Origin of the sequence: Natronolimnobius sp. AArcel1, assembly GCF_011043775.1 — an archaeon.
In the GTDB taxonomy this organism is placed as follows: domain Archaea; phylum Halobacteriota; class Halobacteria; order Halobacteriales; family Natrialbaceae; genus Natronolimnobius.
This window is the reverse complement of record NZ_JAAKXY010000003.1, coordinates 1-19859: the sequence shown is the minus strand read 5'-3', so window position 1 is coordinate 19859 and position 19859 is coordinate 1. Positions and strand designations below refer to the sequence as shown.

General features: G+C 60.3%; 18 protein-coding genes and 1 rRNA gene. 11 read left to right on the top strand and 8 right to left on the bottom strand.

Annotated features, from left to right (window positions below):
* Positions 1 to 66: 66 nt before the first annotated feature.
* Positions 67 to 207, top strand: a complete 141-nt coding sequence (locus tag G6M89_RS08255; protein ID WP_165161344.1) for a hypothetical protein — start codon at positions 67 to 69, stop codon at positions 205 to 207.
* 155 nt (positions 208 to 362) lie between these two features.
* Complete coding sequence (locus tag G6M89_RS08250; protein WP_165161343.1) at positions 363 to 1706, top strand: alkaline phosphatase family protein; 1344 nt, start codon at positions 363 to 365, stop codon at positions 1704 to 1706.
* 123 nt (positions 1707 to 1829) lie between these two features.
* Here G6M89_RS08250 and G6M89_RS08245 read toward each other — a convergent pair whose 3' ends face one another.
* A complete protein-coding gene (locus tag G6M89_RS08245) occupies positions 1830 to 5204 on the bottom strand; it encodes a PAS domain S-box protein (RefSeq protein ID WP_165161342.1) in 3375 nt (1124 codons plus the stop codon).
* Positions 5205 to 5327: 123 nt separating this feature from the next.
* A complete protein-coding gene (locus tag G6M89_RS08240; protein ID WP_343162632.1) occupies positions 5328 to 8219 on the bottom strand; it encodes a PAS domain-containing protein in 2892 nt (963 codons plus the stop codon).
* A gap of 98 nt (positions 8220 to 8317) precedes the next feature.
* On the opposite strand from G6M89_RS08240, the gene G6M89_RS08235 reads away from it, so the two are divergent.
* Positions 8318 to 8731, top strand: coding sequence for a DUF371 domain-containing protein (locus tag G6M89_RS08235; protein ID WP_165161341.1), 414 nt, complete (start codon positions 8318 to 8320; stop codon positions 8729 to 8731).
* Between the two features lie 24 nt (positions 8732 to 8755).
* Here G6M89_RS08235 and G6M89_RS08230 read toward each other — a convergent pair whose 3' ends face one another.
* Positions 8756 to 9688: an A/G-specific adenine glycosylase gene (locus tag G6M89_RS08230; protein ID WP_165161340.1), complete on the bottom strand. Its 933-nt coding sequence runs from the start codon at positions 9686 to 9688 to the stop codon at positions 8756 to 8758.
* A 97-nt stretch (positions 9689 to 9785) separates the two neighbouring features.
* Here G6M89_RS08230 and G6M89_RS08225 point away from each other — a divergent pair, with 97 nt between their 5' ends.
* Both G6M89_RS08225 and G6M89_RS08220 read left to right on the top strand, forming a co-directional pair.
* A complete protein-coding gene (locus G6M89_RS08225; protein WP_165161339.1) occupies positions 9786 to 10643 on the top strand; it encodes a triphosphoribosyl-dephospho-CoA synthase in 858 nt (285 codons plus the stop codon).
* On the top strand, positions 10640 to 11242 hold the full coding sequence (locus tag G6M89_RS08220; protein ID WP_165161338.1) for a DUF447 domain-containing protein: 603 nt from the start codon (positions 10640 to 10642) through the stop codon (positions 11240 to 11242). Before G6M89_RS08225 ends, G6M89_RS08220 begins: the two co-directional genes overlap by 4 nt.
* Before the next feature lie 101 nt (positions 11243 to 11343).
* Here G6M89_RS08220 and G6M89_RS08215 read toward each other — a convergent pair whose 3' ends face one another.
* On the bottom strand, positions 11344 to 12342 hold the full coding sequence (locus G6M89_RS08215; protein WP_165161337.1) for a hypothetical protein: 999 nt from the start codon (positions 12340 to 12342) through the stop codon (positions 11344 to 11346).
* Positions 12343 to 12556: 214 nt separating this feature from the next.
* Between G6M89_RS08215 and G6M89_RS08210 the strand changes: the two genes are divergently transcribed.
* Entirely contained in the window at positions 12557 to 12751 is a 195-nt protein-coding gene (locus tag G6M89_RS08210; protein ID WP_165161336.1) for a 30S ribosomal protein S17e, read from the top strand.
* 150 nt (positions 12752 to 12901) lie between these two features.
* Here G6M89_RS08210 and G6M89_RS08205 read toward each other — a convergent pair whose 3' ends face one another.
* Positions 12902 to 13159 carry a hypothetical protein gene (locus G6M89_RS08205; RefSeq protein WP_165161335.1) on the bottom strand — a complete coding sequence of 86 codons (258 nt, stop codon included), beginning with the start codon at positions 13157 to 13159 and terminating at the stop codon, positions 12902 to 12904.
* 280 nt (positions 13160 to 13439) lie between these two features.
* Between G6M89_RS08205 and asd the strand changes: the two genes are divergently transcribed.
* The 3 genes from asd (at position 13440) to G6M89_RS08190 (ending at position 15848) form a co-directional block, all read left to right on the top strand.
* Positions 13440 to 14474: an aspartate-semialdehyde dehydrogenase gene (gene asd, locus G6M89_RS08200; RefSeq protein WP_165161334.1), complete on the top strand. Its 1035-nt coding sequence runs from the start codon at positions 13440 to 13442 to the stop codon at positions 14472 to 14474.
* 104 nt (positions 14475 to 14578) lie between these two features.
* Positions 14579 to 14980, top strand: coding sequence for an ArsR family transcriptional regulator (locus tag G6M89_RS08195; protein ID WP_165161333.1), 402 nt, complete (start codon positions 14579 to 14581; stop codon positions 14978 to 14980).
* Positions 14981 to 15050: 70 nt separating this feature from the next.
* On the top strand, positions 15051 to 15848 hold the full coding sequence (locus G6M89_RS08190) for a TrmB family transcriptional regulator (protein ID WP_165161332.1): 798 nt from the start codon (positions 15051 to 15053) through the stop codon (positions 15846 to 15848).
* Between the two features lie 5 nt (positions 15849 to 15853).
* Here G6M89_RS08190 and G6M89_RS08185 read toward each other — a convergent pair whose 3' ends face one another.
* Entirely contained in the window at positions 15854 to 16279 is a 426-nt protein-coding gene (locus G6M89_RS08185; RefSeq protein ID WP_165161331.1) for a universal stress protein, read from the bottom strand.
* 151 nt (positions 16280 to 16430) lie between these two features.
* Positions 16431 to 17405: a D-2-hydroxyacid dehydrogenase gene (locus G6M89_RS08180; RefSeq protein WP_165161330.1), complete on the bottom strand. Its 975-nt coding sequence runs from the start codon at positions 17403 to 17405 to the stop codon at positions 16431 to 16433.
* 89 nt (positions 17406 to 17494) lie between these two features.
* Here G6M89_RS08180 and G6M89_RS08175 point away from each other — a divergent pair, with 89 nt between their 5' ends.
* Positions 17495 to 18886, top strand: a complete 1392-nt coding sequence (locus tag G6M89_RS08175; RefSeq protein ID WP_165161329.1) for an NAD(P)/FAD-dependent oxidoreductase — start codon at positions 17495 to 17497, stop codon at positions 18884 to 18886.
* A gap of 161 nt (positions 18887 to 19047) precedes the next feature.
* On the top strand, positions 19048 to 19269 hold the full coding sequence (locus G6M89_RS08170) for a hypothetical protein (protein WP_165161328.1): 222 nt from the start codon (positions 19048 to 19050) through the stop codon (positions 19267 to 19269).
* A gap of 363 nt (positions 19270 to 19632) precedes the next feature.
* Here G6M89_RS08170 and rrf read toward each other — a convergent pair.
* Positions 19633 to 19754 (bottom strand): 5S ribosomal RNA (rrf, locus tag G6M89_RS08165).
* Positions 19755 to 19859: the final 105 nt, after the last annotated feature.

Sequence of the window (19859 nt, the reverse complement as noted above, 5' to 3'; positions counted from 1 at the left end):
CCCCATCGCCGATGCATTATGAGCATGGGTAATTTTATTGGGCGTGGTGTCGTTTCGTGAACTGTTATGGCAGCATCCACTCCCCCCGCCGACGAACCCCGTGAGCCGTCCGACGCTGGCGTTGGACTTGCCCACCTGACGGTCGTCCCCACTAACTTCGACCCGGATGCGGACGCAGACGCGGACGGGGACGACACCGAGGAGTGACTGCACCCACGAACTGGACGCGGCTAGGTTCACCCCGAGACGCCGTCTCGAGCCCGTGCCGGTAAGATGAGTGCGACCCCACGGGCACGTTCATGCGTTCTCAAAAGTATGTCTCGAAACGAACCTTCTTGTATCCGGTCGGACTACCACCGGCTATGGGTCTGTTCGATCGATTGCGGGGCGATGGCGCACCCCGCGTCGCATTTATTGGAGTCGATGGCGTGCCGTACAGTCTCCTCGCGGAGAACGAAGAGTTGTTCCCAAACTTCGCAGCAATCGCCGACAACGGGACCGCTGGCGAGATCTCGAGTATCGTCCCGCCGGAGTCAAGCGCCTGCTGGCCATCGCTGACGACTGGGGTCAACCCCGGGGAAACGGGCGTGTATGGCTTTCAGGACCGAGAAGTCGGCACGTACGACACCTACGTTCCGATGGGTCGAGAGGTCCAAGCCGACCGCGTCTGGGATCGCGTACAGGAAGAGGGCCGGAAGGCAACCGTGATGAACGTTCCCGTTACCTTCCCCCCACAGCGAAACGTCCAGCGGATGGTCTCTGGCTTTCTCTCACCCGATCTCGAGAAAGCGTCCCACCCCGAATCAGTCGGCGAGTACCTCGAGGGGCTGGAGTACCGGATCGACGTGAATCCAAAACTCGGCCACGAGCAGGATAAGGCCGACTTCATCGAGGACGCACACGACACCATTGACGCCCGATTCGAGGCGTTTCGACACTATATCGAAGAAGACGACTGGGACCTCTTTTTCGGCGTCTTCATGACGACCGACCGGGTCAATCATTTCCTGTTCAAAGACTACGAGCGCGACGGCGAGTACAAAGACGACTTTATCGAGTTCTACCAGAAGGTCGACGACTACATCGGCCGCCTGCGCGAGGCGCTGCCGGATGACGTCACCATGGTCGTCGCCTCGGATCACGGCTTTACGAGTCTGGACTACGAGGTCCACTTCAACGAGTGGCTCCGACAAGAGGGTTGGCTCTCCTTCCAGGACGACGACCCCGAGGAACTGGGCGACATTGCCGACGACACGAAAGCCTACTCGTTCATCCCCGGCCGATTCTACATCAACCTCGAGGGACGCGAGCCACGCGGGTCCGTCCCCGAAGACGAGTACGACGAAGTCCGCGACGAGCTCAAAGCCGACCTGCTCGAACTCGAGGGGCCAGACGGCAACCAGGTCGTCGAACGCGTCGTCGAGAAAGAAGAAGCATTCCGCGGCGACCACGACGATATCGCCCCGGATCTGGTCGCAATTCCGAACAAGGGCTTCGACCTCAAATCGGGCTTCAAGGCCGACTCGGATATCTTCACGACCGGCCCACGAAACGGCATGCACAGCTTCGACAACACCTCGCTGTACATCGACCACGCCGACGCGACGATTGGCGACGCCGATCTGTTCGACATCACGCCGACGATTCTCGACCTTCTCGATGTCGACTACAGTCGTGGCGAGTTCGACGGCGCAAGCTTAGTGTAGGCCTCGAGTTCGATTCGTTTTCGGCTCGTTTGACTCAAGGAAGAGAGCTGTTGTACCTGTTTTCCAGCATGTCTCACAGGCCGTAGCGAACCTGCACTGACAGAAACCACTGCGACCGAGAGATCAGTTCTCGGCCTCTGTCCCGTCGTCGACAGCCGGCAGCGTAAATGAGAACGTCGTTCCCTCGCCGCGTTCGGAGTCGACCCGGATATCGCCGCCGTGGCGCTCGATGATTCGCCGACAGAGCGCCAGTCCGATCCCCGTTCCCTCGTGTTGGTCACGGCTGTGGAGCCGTTCGAAGACCTCGAAGATGCGCTCCTGATTGTCGGGATCGATGCCGATTCCCTCGTCACGGACCGAGATCGTCCACCAATCGCCGTTTCGTTCGGCGTCAACGGTCACTTGCGGCCGACCATCGCTGTACTCGAGTGCGTTGTCGAGCAGGTTCTGGAAGACTTGCCGGAGTTGACTGGCATCTCCCACAACGTGTGGCAGTTCGGCAGTGTCGACGTCGATCTCGGCGTTCGTTTCTTCGATCCGGAGCCGTAGATCCGCGAGTACGTTCTCGAGGACGGCATCGAGATCGACCGGCTCGAGCGGGTTGCCTTGCGTTTCAACACGGGAGTACGCGAGCAACGCGTCGATCATTTCGCGCATCCGATCAGCGCCGTCGACGGCGAAGTCGATGAACTCCTCGGCATCGTCGTCAAGTTCGTCTGCGTATCGGTTCTCGATGAGTCCGAGATACGAAGACACCATCCGTAACGGCTCCTGTAAGTCGTGCGAGACGGCGTAGGCGAACTGTTCGAGCCGTTCGTTCGAGCGCTCGAGTTTCCGCTCGTATTCCCGCTGCTCGGTAACGTCCTGGACTAACAGCATGCCAGCGTAGACCTCGTCGTCGGCGTTTCTGACGGGAAGTGCATGCGCAAAGAGATCCCTGTCGTGATACTCGAGTTCAAACGTGCTCGCTTCACCATCGAAGACTGCCTCGGCGTATGAGACGTACTCGCCAACGATATCGTCGGGATATCGGTCGTAGATTCGGTCCCCAATGATCGACTCGGCCTCGAGACCGAGTTCGTCGAGCAGGCTGCCACCGACGATTGTATACCGCAACTCGTCGTCAAAGAGCCCGACGGCACCGTTCGGGAAGTGATCGACGAGCGTCTGGTACCGACGCTTGCTATCTGCGAGTGCGCGCTCGCGTTCTTTCCGAGCGGTAATATCCTGCGCGATGGTCATCCCACCGAAAACCACCCCACTGTCGTCGGTCAATGGCACGATGCGAACGACCCACTCCCGGCCGGCGTACTCGACGTCGACCACTCGTTGGTCGCCCTCGAGTGTGTCACAGAACGCGGACTCGAGTTTTTCCGCAGGCCGGTCGGGCCACACCTCGCTGGCCATCGATCCCTCGACGTCGTCCGGCGACACTGGCAGCTCGTCGAACGCCTGCCCTGCGGCGAGCGAGTACCGGCCGTCCTCGTCGAACATCGTCACGATGCCGTTCGGGAAGTTCTCGGCAAGCGTTCGGTATCGGCGCTCTGACTCCTCGAGTTTTCGTTCGCGCTGGCGTCGTTCGGTGACGTCTCGGACCATCGCGAGGATGTACGTCTGCTCGAGGTCGACGTAGGAGGCGTTGACCTCGACCGGAAACGTGGTGCCGTCCTGTCGGCGGTGTTCGCCGTCGAAGGTCGCTGGCCCGTCCGCTTGAACCGTCTCGGCGAACGACTCCCATGCATCCTGTGTCGGCAGTTCCGTCTCGATATCGGGAACGGATAGCTCGAGGAGTTCATCTCGAGCGTAGCCGTGCTGGTGACAGGCGGTATCGTTGACATCCAGGAAGCGACCGCTGTCAGGGTCGATCACAAACACGCTGTCGTTGGAGTGGTTGAGCAGTTCCCGAAACAGTTCGAGCTCGCGTTCGCGTTCGACGCGGTCCGTGATATCCCGAAAGTAGACCGACAGTCCCGTCTCGGAGGGATATACGTTGACCTCGAACCAGCTGTCGCGTGGCGGATAGTACTCCTCGAACGAGACCGACTCTTGTGTCTCCATCGCCTCGCGATAGTGCATCTCGAACTCGGTCTCACGAAACTCTGGGAAGGCGTCCCACATGCTCTCGCCGAGCAGATCGTCTTCCCCTACCTCGAGGATCTGCGTGGCTCGGTCGTTGACGTGCGTGAACTGCCAGTCTTCATCGAGTGCGTAGAAGCCATCAGCGATCCGCCCGAAGATGCGCTGCAGTTCGTTCTCGAGATCTTGCTCGCGCTCGTACCGATCGGTCATGTCGCGAGTGACCTTCAGGTAGCCGCGGTGAGTCCCGTCCTCATCGTGGATAGGCGTTATCGTCGCATCCGCCCAGAAACGGCTCCCGTCCGCCCTCACGCGCCAGCCTTCGTCCTCGAGTGATCCAGACTCAAGGGCCTCCTCGAGGTTCTGTTCGGGGACGTCTGCCGCTCTATCCTGTTGTGTGTAGAACGTCGAAAAGTGCTCGCCGATGATTTCGTCGGCGGTGTAGCCTTTGATCTGATTTGCGCCGTCGTTCCAACTGACGACGCAGCCGTCTGGATCGAGCCGAAAGATTGCGTACTCCTCGACGGCGTCGATCAGTGACTGAAACTGCGCTTCGGTTTTTCGTTTCGCCCCTTCCGAGTACACTCTGTCGGTAACGTCGTAGTAGAACTCGAGTCGACCGCCCGCGTACGCACCCGACTCGACCGGCGCGCTGTAGTGTTCAACCCAGCGCTCCTCGCGGTCGTCGCCGTCCGTGATGTGACACTCGAATCGCTCGATGTGATCGTTACTCTCGTACGTCGAGAGGACAGTCTCCGCGAAGCGGTCTGGGTCATCGAACCGGTGTTTCACCGTCTCCTCGATCAGCGTCCGCTTGTCGCAGCCGATGATCTCGTCACAATCAATGCCGAAGTACCGTTCAGTCGTCTCGTCGAGCCACGCAACCTCGAACGACTCGTTGAGGACGAACGCAGCGACGTTCGCCTGATCGAGGATGCTCTCGAGGGGAGCGTACGGCGGCTCTCGTGACTCGGTCGCAGCTGTATCGAGCGACTCGAGTCGCCGCTTTGGGGAGCGTTCGTGTGCAATAGCGATTGTACCCTGCAGTTCACCGTCGTCAACGAGCGGATGAAGGCGGAGTTCACAGGGGACGGTCTCGCCGGTGACCGTTTTGATGGCGAGTTCGAACGTGGGGAGGGTGTCGCCGGTCCGGTAGTAGGCCTCGAGTTCCTGCCGGATCGCATTGACGTCGTCGTCCGCGAGAAGCACCGAGGTGGACGATCCGAGGAGGTCATCGGGCGAGTACCCCGTCATTTCGACGAGTCTGTCGTTGACGGCAACGAAGTGGCCGTCAGCATCGACCTGACAGACGCCGTCGTCTATCGTCTCGACGAGCGTTCGGTATCGGCGGAGTGCGACCTCATCGTCGATCCCCGTCCAGACGGGACCGTCGTCATCGTCCGCATCCGCTCGCGCGTTCATGTCCACGTGCTAGTGAGTAAGCGGGATAAACGTCCCGCTGGACACGACGTTCGGGCGCAGTAACGTGCAGTCAAACCGGTTACGCCGACGTCAGACAGTACCCGCCAGCGAGTGATGTAGCGGTCAGTCAGCGTCGGTAATCGCCGGCAGGGTAAACGAAAACGTTGCGCCCTCGCCGACGATCGACTCGACCCAGATGTCGCCGCCGTGGCGCTCGATAATCCGTTCACAGACCGCGAGTCCGATCCCCGTTCCCGCGTACTCGTTGTCGACGTGAAGCCCTTCGAAGATCTCGAAAATCAGTTCCTGATCGTCGGGGGCGATGCCGACCCCCTCGTCGGCGACCGAAATCGTCCACATCGTCCCGTTTCGCTCGGCGGAGACGTGAACCCGTGGCGTCTCATCGCCGCTGTACCTGATCGAATTCGACAGCAAGTTCTGGAATACCTGTCGGAGCTGATCGCTGTCGCCACGAACCCGCGGCAGTGAGTTGGCAGTGATCTCGGCGCCAGTTTCGGCGGTTCGAACCTGTAGATCGTCACGGACGTCCGCGAGTACACCGTCGAGATCGACCGGCTCGAACTCGCCACCTTGCGTCTCGACGCGAGAGTACTGCAGCAAGCCCGTGATCATCTCGCGCATCCGCTCGGCGCCGTCGACCGCGAACTCGAGAAACTCCCGTCCCTCTTCGTCCAATTCGTCCCCGTAGCGGCGCTCGATCAACTGAATATACGACGAGACCATCCGGAGTGGCTCCTGCAGGTCGTGACTGGCCGCGTACGCGAACTGCTCTAAGCGGCGGTTCGACTCCTCGAGACGGACGTTCGACTCCTCGAGATCGGCAATGAGTTCCTCGAGTTCAACCCGGTACTGGTGGCGCTCAATCGCCTCGGCGAGGACGTTCGCGACGGTCTGGACGAACGTGACGTCCTCTTCTGTGTACGAATGGGACTCGGTGTCATGCGTGCCGAGAATTCCCCACGGCTCGTTGAACGGGCCGATAACGGTGCTGATTCCGGACCGAACGCCGTGATTTCGCAGCAGGTCGGGGCCGTTAAAGCGCGTCTCGGTCTCGAGGTCCTCGACAACGATTGGGTGGTTGTTCGCCAGTGTATAGGCAGCTTGCGAGTCCGATTCAGTGGCAGAGACCGCCGCATCGCCGACGAGTCCATCTTGCCAGCCGACGCCCTGGCGCAACAGGAGTTGCTCCTGTTTCTCGTCCAGATCGAGGACCTTGCAGTACTCGTTGTCGAGCACGTCAGCCACCTTTCGACTCGCCTCGTCCATGAGGTCATCAAGGTCGTCAGTCTCGAGGGCGAACTGGCCGAGGTCAGCGACGACCTGTTGCTGGTGCGCCCGGCGCTCGAGTTCGCGTTCGCGTTCCTTGCGCTCGGTCACGTCACGATCGGAGACGATGATCGAAACGACATCCCCGTCATCGTTTGTGACTGGTCTGAAGTAGCCACTGAGTGTGTATTCGTCACCGTTCGGTTGCGCGAGGTCGGCTTCGAAATCGACGTACTCGCCGGCCGCTGCGCGCTTTGTCCATTGCTCGACAGCTGCCTGTACGCTCCCAGCCGACGCCGACTCCCCACCGTCGTCTGCACCCCACCATGGCGTCTCCCAAAACGGCTCGCCGATGACGTCTGCAAGATCCGTGTCGATGTACTCCATCGCTCGCTGGTTGATGTCGAGGACGGTGCCATCAGGTTCGAGCAAGCCGACGAGAATATTCGGATCGTTAAAGATCGCTTCAAACCGCCGTTCTCGGCGCTCGAGTTCTCGTTCACGAACCTTGCGCTCGGTGATATCCTGTGACATCGCCAACGTGGCAAAGACCTCGCCGTCGTCGGTCGTCAACGGAATCGTCCGGAACTCAAACATGTGATCCTGTAACTCGAGTTCGAACGTCCGCGACTCGCCCGCAAGCGAGGCCTGAAAGTTCGCCTCGAGCTGTTCGAGGACCGGCGGTGAATACACCTCCTCGATGCGTTTCCCTCTGAGTTCGTCGGCGTCGAAATCCAACGTTTCGAAGCCTTGCCCCCCGACAATCGTGTGACGGAACTCGTCGTCGATTAGCGCAACGGCACCGTTCGGGAAGTTCTCGATGAGGACCCGATACCGTTCTTTCGACTCCTCGAGGGCGCGTTCCCGCGCTTTTCTGTCAGAGATGTCACGCCCAACACCGGCGATGACTGGCTCACCGTCTGGCGTCTCCAGCGTCGAGCCGGTGAACTCGTAGGGAACGTACTCGCCGTCACTGGTTCGCACCCGCGCGTTGACCTGGACGCGACCCGTGTCGAACCCCTCTGTGATCGCCGCTTCGACGGCAGCCTGATCGTCGTCGACGACAACCGTCGAGAGACGTAGCGACGACATTTCTGCATCCGAGTAGCCGGTCACCTCCTCGAGCGTTCGATTCCATCGTAGGAGAGTCCCGTCGTCAGTGAGCACGTAAAAGATGTCCTGTATGGTGTTCAGTACGTCGTCGGTGTAGCGCCTGTAGCGCTCGAGGCGCTCGTTCGACGCTTCGAGTTCCGCGACCGTCTCCTCGAGTTCTGTCTGTGTCCGCTCGAGTTCGCTGTTTCGCTGTGTTAGCTGATACGCTCGAGTTCTGGCGCGTCCGTCGTGAAGGCCCACGACGAACCCGGCGACGGTGCTGAGCGCCAGCAGGATGGGGGGAGACGTCATCGGGGAGGCGACGCTGGTGTGTGGTTGGACCTGATACAAGAGCAGGATACTCGCCATGAACCCGAGTCCCGCGAGACACCAGCGGAGGACGTCGGCGTAAAACCGAGCGTCGACCGCTACTGTCGAGAACCAGTAGCGTTCGGCGACGAGTACAGTCCCAGGGACGGCAATCAGCAGGGTGACGACGATAATTTCTCCAATGGCCGCGCCCTGCTCGAGTCGTAGCCCCGCTCGTCCCACGGCGAAAAAGACGAACAACCAGCCAAGAAGGGCGATAGACCGCTTTGCGGCGGTTGAAGACACCCTCCAATTCCAGACAGCCACTACCGATTATAGTCAACTACCCATTATGGGTGTTACGCCCGCAATAGCTCGCCGGCCAACTTCGAGTCCGTTTTCCGCCCAGCCACGAACCGCCAGACGTGCACGAGATCATCCACGCTCGCGGCCACGAGCACGTCAGTGCCGAGCACGCGAGCACGTTCGAAGTGACGACCGACGACTACCTCACGCCCGCTGGAGACTGCATTCTCGCCATCGAGGCGGATCGCGCACCAACAGACTTCGATCCCGAGTTCGTGGCAGCCTGTCAGGACGAAGACGCGACGATCACAGTCAAACTTGAGGCCAACGGCCACTCGGATTCCGTCACCGGACGCGGTGATCCAGCGCTCGAGTTCACGAACGAGCGAAGCGCCGTCGGCCGAACCAGCGAGTACGTCGACGACCGAACGATCATGCTCGAGGCCGAGTTCGCTGCCGAGGGATTCGACCGAGACCTCGTCGACGCGCTGGCTAACGGGGCAGATGTGACGGTGACGGTCACCGTCGAGTAGTCCCGAAACCAATTGTAGAGTGCCCTATCGACGAAGCCGCGCAACTGGCTCGCCTTCCGTCTCCGTCTCGAGGTCGACTAATCCGTCATCATCGAGATCTGAGAGCAAGCCGGTGAGCCACTCGCGGCCGTACTCCCCGTCGGGTGTGTAATCGACGCGGATTCGGTGGCCGAGTGTGTCGATCTCGAGTTCGTCGTACTCGCGAAGCGTGCCGATGACGCGTCCGCGGAACTGGCGACGGCTGCCCTCGAAACTCGGCTGGGTCGGCACGTCGGGGGCTGTAAAGTCGCCGCTCGCGTAGGCGTCACACCACTCGCGCCACGGGCAGCCCGCTTCGTCGCAGTTAGGGGTTTGCTCGCAGGCGACGCCACCCAGTTCCATGATGGCGTTGTTCCAGACGCGTGACTCGTCGTCGGGCATGAGATTCGCAGCGGCCTCCTCGAACGCTGCGTCGTCGTCCGGAACGGAGAACGCGCGGTAGACGACGCGCTTGACGTTCGTATCGACGACTGCGTTGCCGTTGTTGAACGCGAAACTCGCGACTGCGTTGGCGGTGTAGGGACCAACGCCCATCAGTTCCTGCAGTTCCTCGGGCGTGGTCGGAAACTCGCCGTCGTACTCCTGTTCGACCTGTGTTGCCGACTCATGGAGATACTTTGCCCGATTGTTGTAGCCGAGACTGTGGTCGGTCCAGAACCCAACCACGTCCGCTCGATCAGCCTCGGCGAGTGCCGCCGTCGTCGGCCAGCGGTCGGTAAACTCCTCCCAGGCTTCGACGACGCGCCCGAGTTGGGTCTGCTGGCTCATCACCTCGCTGACGAGAATCTCGTAGGGATCTTCGGTCCGTCGCCACGGAAAGTCGCGATGGTCGCCCTCGTACCACTCGATCAGCGCCGTCTGAACGGCCTCGAGGTCGTCGGGCAACGCCCAGTCGGCTCCCGACTCCGTGTCAGTCATCGACGGCAGTTAGGGAACGGACGGTTTAGGGGTGGTGATCCCATCTCGTCGCGAACCGTACGCCTAAGCCCGCCCGGCCCCCAGTGAGTGTATACGAATGCCAGCGCGTACGCCAGCCCAGAACGCACGAGTGGCGCTCTTGCTCGAGGTCGCAGGGACGCCCAAGCCCGGCAACGTCGACCGCCATCGAGACCTTCCAGACCTCCGATTCGATCACTTTCTCGCAGGCACCGTCGGCACCGAGCGCGGCCTCGAGATGGCAGCCGAGGGCGCAGCCGTCGGTGCGGCGTTCGAGCGCGCGGTCGAAGGAATGGCCGCCCAAGGCGGCGGGAACACGCAGTTCGGTGCGCTGTTGTTGCTCACCCCCCTCGTGCGCGCTGCGCGTAAGGACCTTTCCCAGCCGGTCGTCGAATCCGTCCTCGAGGAGACGACCGTCGCCGACGCCGCAAACTTCTATCGCGCGTTCGAACACGTCGACGTCTTCGTGTCCGACCCGCCCGAGGACATGGCACCGCTGGATGTCCGCCGCGGCGGCGACGCCGTCCCAACGCTCGAGGAGCGCGGGCTTACCCTGTTCGACGTGATGGAGCGCAGTGTCCCCGGCGATGACGTGGCCCGCGAGTGGGTCACTGGCTTCGAGCGCTCCTTTCGCGCTGCGAAGCGGTTGGCCGAGGCTGACGGCACTCCACTCGAGCGCGCCGCAGCAGTGTTTCTGTCCTTGCTCGCAGAGCGCCCCGATACGCTCGTCGCGAAGCGTCATGGTGAGGACATCGCCCAAAACATCACCGACCGCGCGGCTGAATTGCACGACACCAACGCACTCGAGGACGACCACGAGGCCGTCGAAACCTTCGCGGACGAACTCGTCGAGCGCGGTGTCAACCCCGGAACGACCGCGGACGTGACCGCCGCCGGACTGTTCATCGCACTCGAGCACGGGGAGATTGAGGTATGACCGACGAGCCAGCCACTCCGGCTTCGACCGCCGACTGGCCTGTCGACCTCACGGGCGTCACCGAAACCGTCGTCACGACGCGCGGTCCGAACGACCGGTGGAACGCCGCGGCGCTCGGCGTTTTCGCCGGCGACGACAACAACCCCGCGACCGCCACAACCTGGGGCAACACCCGCACCCGACGCAACTTCCACCGCGAGGGTGAGGGCTACATCCAGTTCGTCGACGACCCCCTCACGTTCGTCGACGCCGCGCTCTCGATCAGTGAGTACGAGGAGCCAGTCCTCGAGCACGCCGCTGCCTGGACCCGCGTCGCCGTCGAACTCGTCGACAGCGGTATCGAGGACGGCACCGAGTGGGAACAGTGGCAACTTCATCCGCTCGAAGCGGGCGTCGAACGCGAAACCGTGCCGACGATTTCCCGCGGCTTCGGTGCCGTCATCGAGGCGACCGTCGCCGCCTCAAGACTCGGTGTGGCCGGCTACGACGACACCGAACTGCGGGACCGGCTCGAGTTTTTCGAATCAGTCATCGACCGGGCTGGCAGCCCTCGCGAGCGGGCCGCTCTCGAGCGGGTGCGTGAACACACCGAGTGGTGAACAGTGACAGCAGCCAGCCGTGAAAAATTGAACTGGTGAATAGTACTTCGAGAGCCGGTGACGGCCACCAACGAACGAGATGTGTTTCATTACTAACCGCCTCAGTCAGCCGGGTCGGGCGTCTCAGCTGGTGTGTCGTGGTCCGACTGGTCATCGCCAAGTGGCGCGTTGTTCGCTGCTTTCTCTTGTAGCTCAGAGAACTTTGGAGATTTTTCCTCGAGCCAGCCCATCGTTTTGCTGTCTGGCGTCTTATCGCGCTGTTCGATGAGGAAGGTGGTGATAACGACTGTCTTCACCCACGGCTTGACGATGCCAGTGTGGACAACGGCGACCATACCGGCGACGAACAGCCACGAAATGATCTGAAGCGATCCTGGCAAGAAATCAATCGCGACGGCGACTGGCGCGAGCATCGATAGGAGGACGAACGAGAGGACGTACATCCCAAGGACGATGACCAACGTCGAGCCAAGCACCATTTTCCAGGTCTTGCCGTACAGGACGAGGCCGTCGCGTGCCGATTCCCAGCGGTTCTCGTTACGATCGACGAACATGTACGCAATGATCGCGTTATCGAGATAGCGAGCTGCAAGCGCAATCGATTTTTGGACGATTGCAATGAGCGTTCGTAACTGTGGTGGAATCGTAAGCGGAATCATATCTTCGACCCGTGCAACCGCCGTATTGAACTGCTTGACCACGACGTCAACAAGCATGCTGACCGTCCAGAGGCCGGTTGCCGACAGGAAGTACTCCTGGACCTGTTGCATGCCGTATTTGATCTGGTTCTCCGGAACCTCTTCTTCGTCGACAATGTGTGCGATGACCGCAACGTGTCCTGTTTTCACCATATACAGGAAGTGCTGTTGGATCAATCGCCAAACGTACGCAAACGAGACGAAGCCGGCTACCATTATCCCTCCAACGATGAGCAGGCTCAGACCACCATCTCCAAAGAAGAACCTAAAGGCTAACCACGTCACGAGACTGAGATAAATGACCCCAATCAGTGCGAATACGACCCCAATGCCGAACTGCAAGAGCACGTACGGCATCGTCTTCCGATACACGCTCGTTGCTTCCTTGAAATGTAATACCATCACTTCTGCTTGCTAATCACTCCTATTTAAATTGTATCTTTCAACCTCATCATTTTAGGCTCTCGGTTGAAACTGAAACTCAGTATTTGACTCGAGAAAGATATTCCTGTCCGGACAAGCTGTTGGAAGCGGCGAACAAACACCACTCGAGGGCGAGTGATGTGGCGCAGACAAAGAGAAAGGGATTAAGAGCCTCTGGACGGAACCGTTCTGTATGGCAATCAAACCGGCCTACGTCAAGAAGACCGGGAACCTCCTCCTAGAGCGGTACCCGGACGCATTCACGACCGACTTCGAGCAGAACAAAGACAGCGTCGAGAAGTTGACGAACGTCGAATCCAAGGGCGTTCGTAACCGAATCGCAGGCTACGTCACCCGGAAGAAGGGGTCGCAGGCAGCGACGGCATAAGACACTCGTTACTCAACTGCACTCACTCCCCGATAGTGACGACAGTGGCGGACTGATGACACAGTCACCGCTCTCAAGCGGTGGCTGGGCAGAACGCAGTTTCCGGTAACAGTGATGAGACGATAGTTCGGTTAGGGCGGCCACCGCGGACTACTGGTCGAAACCGGGTTCCATGTAGATCGCGATGACAAGCGCAATGATACCAGCGAACCAGGTGGCCATCAAGCCAGCCATGCCGGAGACAATATTCATCTCCGTACCGACTACCAGCAGTTGGTTGTCCTGGTAGCCTGTCCACGCGAGGAACAGACCAACGAGGAGAAACACGCCAGCAACGGCAAACGCGCCGATACTGAACGTCGAATCGAACAGGCCACTCTCGCTCGATTCGGCGGTTGCGTTCGTCATCGGCGCCCCTCCGCCGGGTTGTCGGTCGATCGACTGGCAAGCGTGGACGCCGACCGTCGACGGGTGGTCGGGACAAACGCTCCGGAACCGGTCTCGGATCGGATCTGACGTGACTGCATTAGTCGGTATGTGCGACTCTGTTTTCTTAATCTCTTCTATCTCAGCGGTCGTAACAGGGTCGCCGTGTCACGCAGTCGACAGCCACCCACTTACATGGTCGATCATGCGAATGAGACTGAAACCCAAACCGTTTTGCGGACACAACTCTCACTGACGGGAAATGGCAGCACGAGTAGGCGTACTCGGCGCAACCGGCGCTGTTGGACAGCGGCTGATACAGCTTCTCGAACCACATCCGGAGTTCGAAATCGCCGCCCTGACCGCCAGCGAGTCGAGTGCCGGCAGTACGTACCAGCAAGCAGCAAAGTGGCGCGTTGATAGCCCAATCCCTGACGACATCGCAGAGATGACTGTGACCGCAACCGATCCCGACGCCGTGCCGGACGACGTCGATCTCATCTTCTCGTCGCTCCCCTCGAGCGTTGGCGCGGAAGTCGAACCTGGCTTCTGTGAAGCCGGCTACATCGTCTCGTCGAACTCCTCAAACAGTCGGATGGCCGAGGACGTCCCCCTTGTCATCCCCGAGGTCAACGCCGACCACCTCGACTTGCTCGAGGTCCAGCGCGACGAACGCGGCTGGGACGGCGCGCTCGTGAAGAATCCAAACTGTTCGACGATCACGTTCGTACCAACGCTCGCTGCACTCGCCGAGTACGGCCTCGAGAAAGTCCACGTCTCGACGCTGCAGGCAGTCTCGGGTGCGGGCTACGACGGCGTCACCTCGATGGAGATCATCGACAACGCCATCCCACACATCGGCAGCGAGGAGGACAAACTCGAGACCGAGTCCCGGAAGCTCCTCGGCGAGTTCGACGGCGCCGAGTTGAGCCAGAACAGCATGGCCGTCTCCGCGTCGTGTAACCGCATCTCGACTATCGACGGCCACCTCGAGAACGTCTGGGTCGAGACCGAAGACGACCTGACGCCCGAGGCCGCCGCCGAAGCGATGGAGTCGTACCCATCCCTCGAGCTTCGGTCCTCGCCGGATCCACTCATCCACGTCTTTGACGAGCCAGATCGGCCACAGCCACGGATGGACCGCACGCTCGGCGATGGCATGGCCATCTCTGCAGGCGGCCTGCAGGAAACCCCGTTCGGACTCCAGTACAACTGCCTTGCCCACAACACGATTCGCGGTGCAGCCGGTGCAAGCGTCCTGAACGGCGAACTCCTGCTCGAGAACGGCTACCTGTAGTCGCTCGAGACCGTTTTCGATCAGTTCTGTATCCGGATAGTCACCCAAATCGATCCTGCATTATTTGGCAGGGAGCACATACCGAGTCACTCCCAACAGCAGGTATGCTCCCCGTAGTGAGCGATCCCGAATCGCTGACGCCCGTCTCTACGACATCTGACGACGCTCGAGGCGAATCGACAGACGAGTCGACATCGAATACGCACGGAGTCGACGCCGCCAATGATCCACGCCGGCGCGCTATCCTCGAGTATCTCTCGACGCGAGCCGAGACGGAGCCAGTCCCAATCGCCGACCTTGCAGACCACCTCCTGTCGACGGACCACGCAGGCGATCGTGGGGCACTTGCGGCCTGTGGTGACGCCCTTGTGGGCACCAACCGCCGCATCCGCATCTCGCTTCGCCATCACCACGTCCCGAAACTGGTCGAAGCCGGGCTCCTCGAGTTCGACCTCGAGCAGAATACCGTCACACTCGACGAGACAGAAAGCGACCGCGGCGTATAGAGCCGAGGGGAACCCAAGGTCCGACACTTGCAAGCCGAACGCCCAGTACTCGATTCGCCCATATTCGTCTATGCCCACAGCGGAGCAGGCGGTGCAGCTCCTGATCGAGTTGGGATTAACCGAGTATGAGGCGCGGTGTTTCGTCGCGCTCTCACGGGTATCAACAGCAACCGCATCCACGGTTTCGACGCTGTCTGATGTCCCACGCTCGCGGGTGTACGACGCCGTCGAACGACTCCATCGGCGCGGACTGGTCGACATCCAGCAATCAGATCCACGTGAGTATCGCGCTATTTCAACGGACGCCGCTCTCGAGACACTCCGAAACAAGTACACAGACACGCTCGAGGCGACCGACGAGGCGCTTTCGAACATCCAGCAATCGAGTGACCTCGACGAGCGAGGCGCGTGGGCAATCGCCGATCACGACCACGTCAGCGACAGAGTCGAATCATTTCTCGATGAGGCGACCGAGGAAGTCTACGTGCTCGCTGCGGACGAGACGACGTTCGACCACTCATTTGTCGATTCACTCGCCTCAGCCAGCGACCGCGGCGTCAACGTTTTCGTCGAAGTTTCATCGGTAGCAGCCGAAGAGACAATCCGCGAGGCGGTGCCGACGTCCCACGTGAGGAATACTGAGTTCGCAGCAGATCCAGCGGAACTCAAAGAAAAGCGACTCGGCCGCATGGTCATGGCTGACCGACAGGCAGTGCTTGTCAGTGGCGTTACGAACTCGACACAATCTGATCACATCGAAGAGACTGCGCTGTGGGCGAGCGGGCCGGATCACGGCCTTGTCGTTGGACTCCGCCATCTCCTCGCCAACAGACTCGGTTCACAACCTGCCTTCGGCGAATCGAAATAGGCGACCTACGCCTGGGCCAGTGCGACAACCGGCACGGATGCTTCTTTGACCATGCGTCGAGCGACGTCACCAGTCAGCAGTTCAGCGATGCGATTACCCTCTCGAGCAGTGAAGACGACGGCATCGGCGTTGCAATCCTGGGCTTCCGCGAACGTGCGCTCGACGACATCGGTTCCGTAGAGAATGTCCGTCTCAACCGTCGCCGGAGAGTCTTCGAGCGCCCCATGCGCGCGTTCGAACATTTCGTTGGCGTACTTCTCGCGCTGGTCCATCGGTGCCTTATCAGGCGCACCCCCTGCTTTCTCGATCACGTTGACGATGATGGCCGTGCTCCCGGCCTCGAGATGCGGTGCGAGTGCAGTGGCCGTTCGCTCACTGTCGTCGGGGTCAGCGACGGGAACGAGCACCGTGCCATCGAACGTTAGCGTCATTGGGTGCCCTCCGTTTGCCCGTCAGTTGTCGAACGAGTTCGCGCCCCGCGGTTGACGTGGAGACTCGAGTGTGTGTCCATACGCCTACTGCGTGACCGCAACGAAAAAATACGGTGGGTATCGGCAGGCTGGACCGGACTCCTCGCGGCGCTTACAGCACCTGATTGCGGAGCTCAGCGCCGTCTCCCGCATCGAACCGCTCGACGTTTTCGGCGACGATGTCGGCCAGACGGTCGTAGTACTTCGGCGTGTGGCCCGCGTTGTGTGGCGTAATCTGGACGTTCCCGAAGTTCCACAACGGGTGATCCTCGGGTAGTGGCTCGGGATCGGTCACGTCGAGTGACGCCCCACGAATCTGATTCCCGCGAAGTGCCTCGAGCAGTGCATCGGTATCGACGACTGGCCCGCGCGCGATGTTAACCAAGACGGCCTCGGGGTCGATGGTCAACAACTCCTCGCGGCCCACCAGTCCGCGCGTCGTCTCCGTCAGCGGACACGCGAGCACGAGGTAGTCCGTCCGGGCGAGCGCCTCGTGGAACGCATCGCCGTCGAAGCCGATCACCTCGTCCGTTGGCCCACCTTTCTCAGGCGTGTACCGGACGCCAATCGTGTCTACGCCAAACGGCTCGAGACGCTCCGTAATTGCTTGCCCAATTGCGCCCAAGCCGACGATTGTCACTGTCGATCCCTGCAGTTCATGGGCCTGATAGTGGCGCCACTCCCGGCGCGCTTGCTGGCGTTGGCCGACGTGGAACCGGCGCGTAAAGTGAAGCATTGCACCCAGTACGTGCTCGCCGATATTGGGGCCATGAACCCCTGAGGCGTTTGTCACCGCAACGTCGCGCTCCTCGAGTTGATCCATCGGGAGGTGTCCCGTGCCCGCGTACGCACAGGCAAAGAGCTTAAGATTCGCGGCGGCCTCGAGGACGCCATCCTCGAGGAGCATGCCGGTGACGAACTCAGCGTCTTCGATCAATGCACGCTCTTGGGCTGGCGTGCGCGCCAGTCTAACGGTTCGGTCCGGTAGCCGCTCACGCAGTGTGGCCGCGTACTGTTCGATTGGAATGCCGTGTGTCCCCTTTCGAAGCACCAGAACATCGAACTCGTCGGTGTTGCCCTCGCTCATATTCGTCTGCTCGAGAGGCAGTCCCAAAAGCGTTCGTCCCGGCGGGAATTTCATGCGGTTTAATACGGGTGGCTGAGTGCCAAGGGAGTATGGAACGCGTTGATGTCGCAATCGTCGGCGGTGGGCCCGCGGGTGCAACCGCAGCCGAACGGGCCGCATCCCACGGCGCAGAGACCGTGCTTTTCGAGCAGGGCGTGCCGCGGGAGGACCGAGACGGACTCGGCCCCGACTCGACCGATGCCGCTGGCATGCTCGACTACTGGATCGACATCATGGACTTCGACTACCGGGAAATCCCCGACGAAGTGATCCACCGGGAACTCAAAGGAACTGACTTTGTCGGCCCGAACAGCGCCGTCACGATGAGGACAACGGGAATGGACGCCACCTATCCGAAGTTCGGCTACACATTCCACCGAACCCGGATGGACGACTGGCTTCACGAGCGCGCGACCGACGCGGGCGCGGACCTGCGCGTCGGCACCGGCGTCTCCGACCTTGAGACTGATCTCCGAGCCGACAGCCCGCAGGGACCTACCCACACGCTGACGCTGTCGAACGGCGACCAACTCGAAGCCCAATACGTTATCCTCGCCGACGGTCCACAGCGTCGAATCACCCTCGACGCACTCGACCAGTTCACCGCCCCCGGCCGCAGCGTCTCCGATCACCTCTCGCCACCCGAGGCAAACCACATCGCCTACCAAGAGTACCGCGAGTTCCCACCCGAACTGTTCGACGAGTTCAAAGACGTTCTCAAGTTCTGGTGGGGCTACATGCCCGGCGAAACCGCCTACCCATGGATCTTCCCAAACGACGGCACAGTCGCCCGCGTCGGCCTCACCATGCCAATCGGCATGGACCTCGAGGACGTCGAAAATCCTGCGGCCTACGCCCTCCTCGAGCCTGAGGACGACCGTATCCCCTCCGGCTCTGAGTACATCCGCCGTCTACTCGAACTTGAGTACGGCGACGAATACAATATCGAAGCGGACATCCCAATCGTCGAAGACCGCGGCAAATCCAAGGGAACCGAAACCTATCCAATCTCTTCAACCCGACCAATCGACTCCCCCGTCGGCGCAAACATCGCTGTCGCCGGCGGCGCAATGGGTACCACTTCTGCCTTCCACGAAGGCGGCTACCACGTCGCCGTCCGCACCGGCAAGATCGCCGGCCGACTCGCCGCAACCGACTCACTCGAACACTACAACGATGTCTGGAAACGTGCCATCGGTGACGAAATCCTGCGTAACGTCTCCTTTGCTGCGATTGTTAAAGAGTATCAGCCCGACGACTGGGATTGGGCGTTCGATGTCGTTTCCAACATGCAAGGCGACAGCGACGATAACGCGCTCATCTCGAAAAAATACTCTGCCGGTATTGACGCCATGAAAATCCTCGCAAGGTACAAGAAACGCAAGCACCAGTTCCGAAACGGTAAGTACGTTCAACTCACCGAAGAGCAGTACCTCTACTGAGACCACAGCCGCTTCAATCTCGGAGACCTCGAGCAACTGTCCACAGATCGCGAACAACTACAAAACACTGTAACGTTGGGATCGAATCCCGGTTTTTCAAAACGGCCATCGTAATCGATCGAACCACCGATATTTAACACCTCTGGATACGAGACCACGGTATGGATATCAGTATGGACGACGTCGCAGTCTTGTTCTACAACTACGCGGTTGTACTGACTGCAGCCTACGTACCAATTCTGTATAACATCGAGGATCGATTCGTGATACTTGGGCTTGGATTGGTGTTCGCACTCTTTTGGACAGGCTACTTCCGGTATAGCATTCAGCCACGGTTTACCGAGTCCGAAGATAACAGCGAAAGCGTCCAAACGGAGCAGTAATACTGTATTGCCATCGTCGTGCGTGTTCCTTTGTGCGATCAGGTCAATTACCCACATAGTGGGCGCTACAAACGTTTAAACACAAGCAACTGTTAGGGCAAGTGCGTGCCTTTAGTCCCCGTCCGAGTGTACCCACCTGGGTGCGATGACAGTACGGCGAACCCGGGCACGCAATATAGTGCCCGGCACGAGGGTTAGCCAGCTGACGCGGCATGCCGCCACGGGATGAGGCTGGACGTTAGTGTTCCGGGCGATATTACTCCTCTGAGCGACGCGTTCTGATGATTCTGAACGAAGTCAGGAAGAAATACAAAACGCTCCGCGAGCCAGCGCGATGGCTCACGAAGCGTAAATGAAGTATGAATGGGGCGGCGAATCAACGTTCCCAGAGGGTCGCCCACTCCAGTAATTGCCGATACGCAGGCGAGCTTATCTGCCGTGTTCGGGATGGGTACGGGAGGTGCCTCGCCGCTCTGGCCGCCAAACGCCGATCGACGGAATCGAACCGTCAGTACACCGGAAGACCTAGTCTTCCGAGCCTTGGACATCCGTCCAAGATACCGTAATCGGTGTCTCCAACCGTGTGTATG

Bases quoted from the DNA above. Each gene is read 5' to 3' on its own strand.
- G6M89_RS08255 (WP_165161344.1), top strand. From the start codon at position 67: ATGGCAGCATCCACTCCCCCCGCCGACGAACCCCGTGAGCCGTCCGAC.
- G6M89_RS08250 (WP_165161343.1), top strand. From the start codon at position 363: ATGGGTCTGTTCGATCGATTGCGGGGCGATGGCGCACCCCGCGTCGCA.
- G6M89_RS08245 (WP_165161342.1), bottom strand. From the start codon at position 5,204: ATGAACGCGCGAGCGGATGCGGACGATGACGACGGTCCCGTCTGGACG.
- G6M89_RS08230 (WP_165161340.1), bottom strand. From the start codon at position 9,688: ATGACTGACACGGAGTCGGGAGCCGACTGGGCGTTGCCCGACGACCTC.
- G6M89_RS08225 (WP_165161339.1), top strand. From the start codon at position 9,786: ATGCCAGCGCGTACGCCAGCCCAGAACGCACGAGTGGCGCTCTTGCTC.
- G6M89_RS08220 (WP_165161338.1), top strand. From the start codon at position 10,640: ATGACCGACGAGCCAGCCACTCCGGCTTCGACCGCCGACTGGCCTGTC.
- G6M89_RS08215 (WP_165161337.1), bottom strand. From the start codon at position 12,342: ATGGTATTACATTTCAAGGAAGCAACGAGCGTGTATCGGAAGACGATG.
- G6M89_RS08210 (WP_165161336.1), top strand. From the start codon at position 12,557: ATGGCAATCAAACCGGCCTACGTCAAGAAGACCGGGAACCTCCTCCTA.
- G6M89_RS08205 (WP_165161335.1), bottom strand. From the start codon at position 13,159: ATGACGAACGCAACCGCCGAATCGAGCGAGAGTGGCCTGTTCGATTCG.
- asd (WP_165161334.1), top strand. From the start codon at position 13,440: ATGGCAGCACGAGTAGGCGTACTCGGCGCAACCGGCGCTGTTGGACAG.
- G6M89_RS08195 (WP_165161333.1), top strand. From the start codon at position 14,579: ATGCTCCCCGTAGTGAGCGATCCCGAATCGCTGACGCCCGTCTCTACG.
- G6M89_RS08190 (WP_165161332.1), top strand. From the start codon at position 15,051: ATGCCCACAGCGGAGCAGGCGGTGCAGCTCCTGATCGAGTTGGGATTA.
- G6M89_RS08185 (WP_165161331.1), bottom strand. From the start codon at position 16,279: ATGACGCTAACGTTCGATGGCACGGTGCTCGTTCCCGTCGCTGACCCC.
- G6M89_RS08180 (WP_165161330.1), bottom strand. From the start codon at position 17,405: ATGAGCGAGGGCAACACCGACGAGTTCGATGTTCTGGTGCTTCGAAAG.
- G6M89_RS08175 (WP_165161329.1), top strand. From the start codon at position 17,495: ATGGAACGCGTTGATGTCGCAATCGTCGGCGGTGGGCCCGCGGGTGCA.
- G6M89_RS08170 (WP_165161328.1), top strand. From the start codon at position 19,048: ATGGATATCAGTATGGACGACGTCGCAGTCTTGTTCTACAACTACGCG.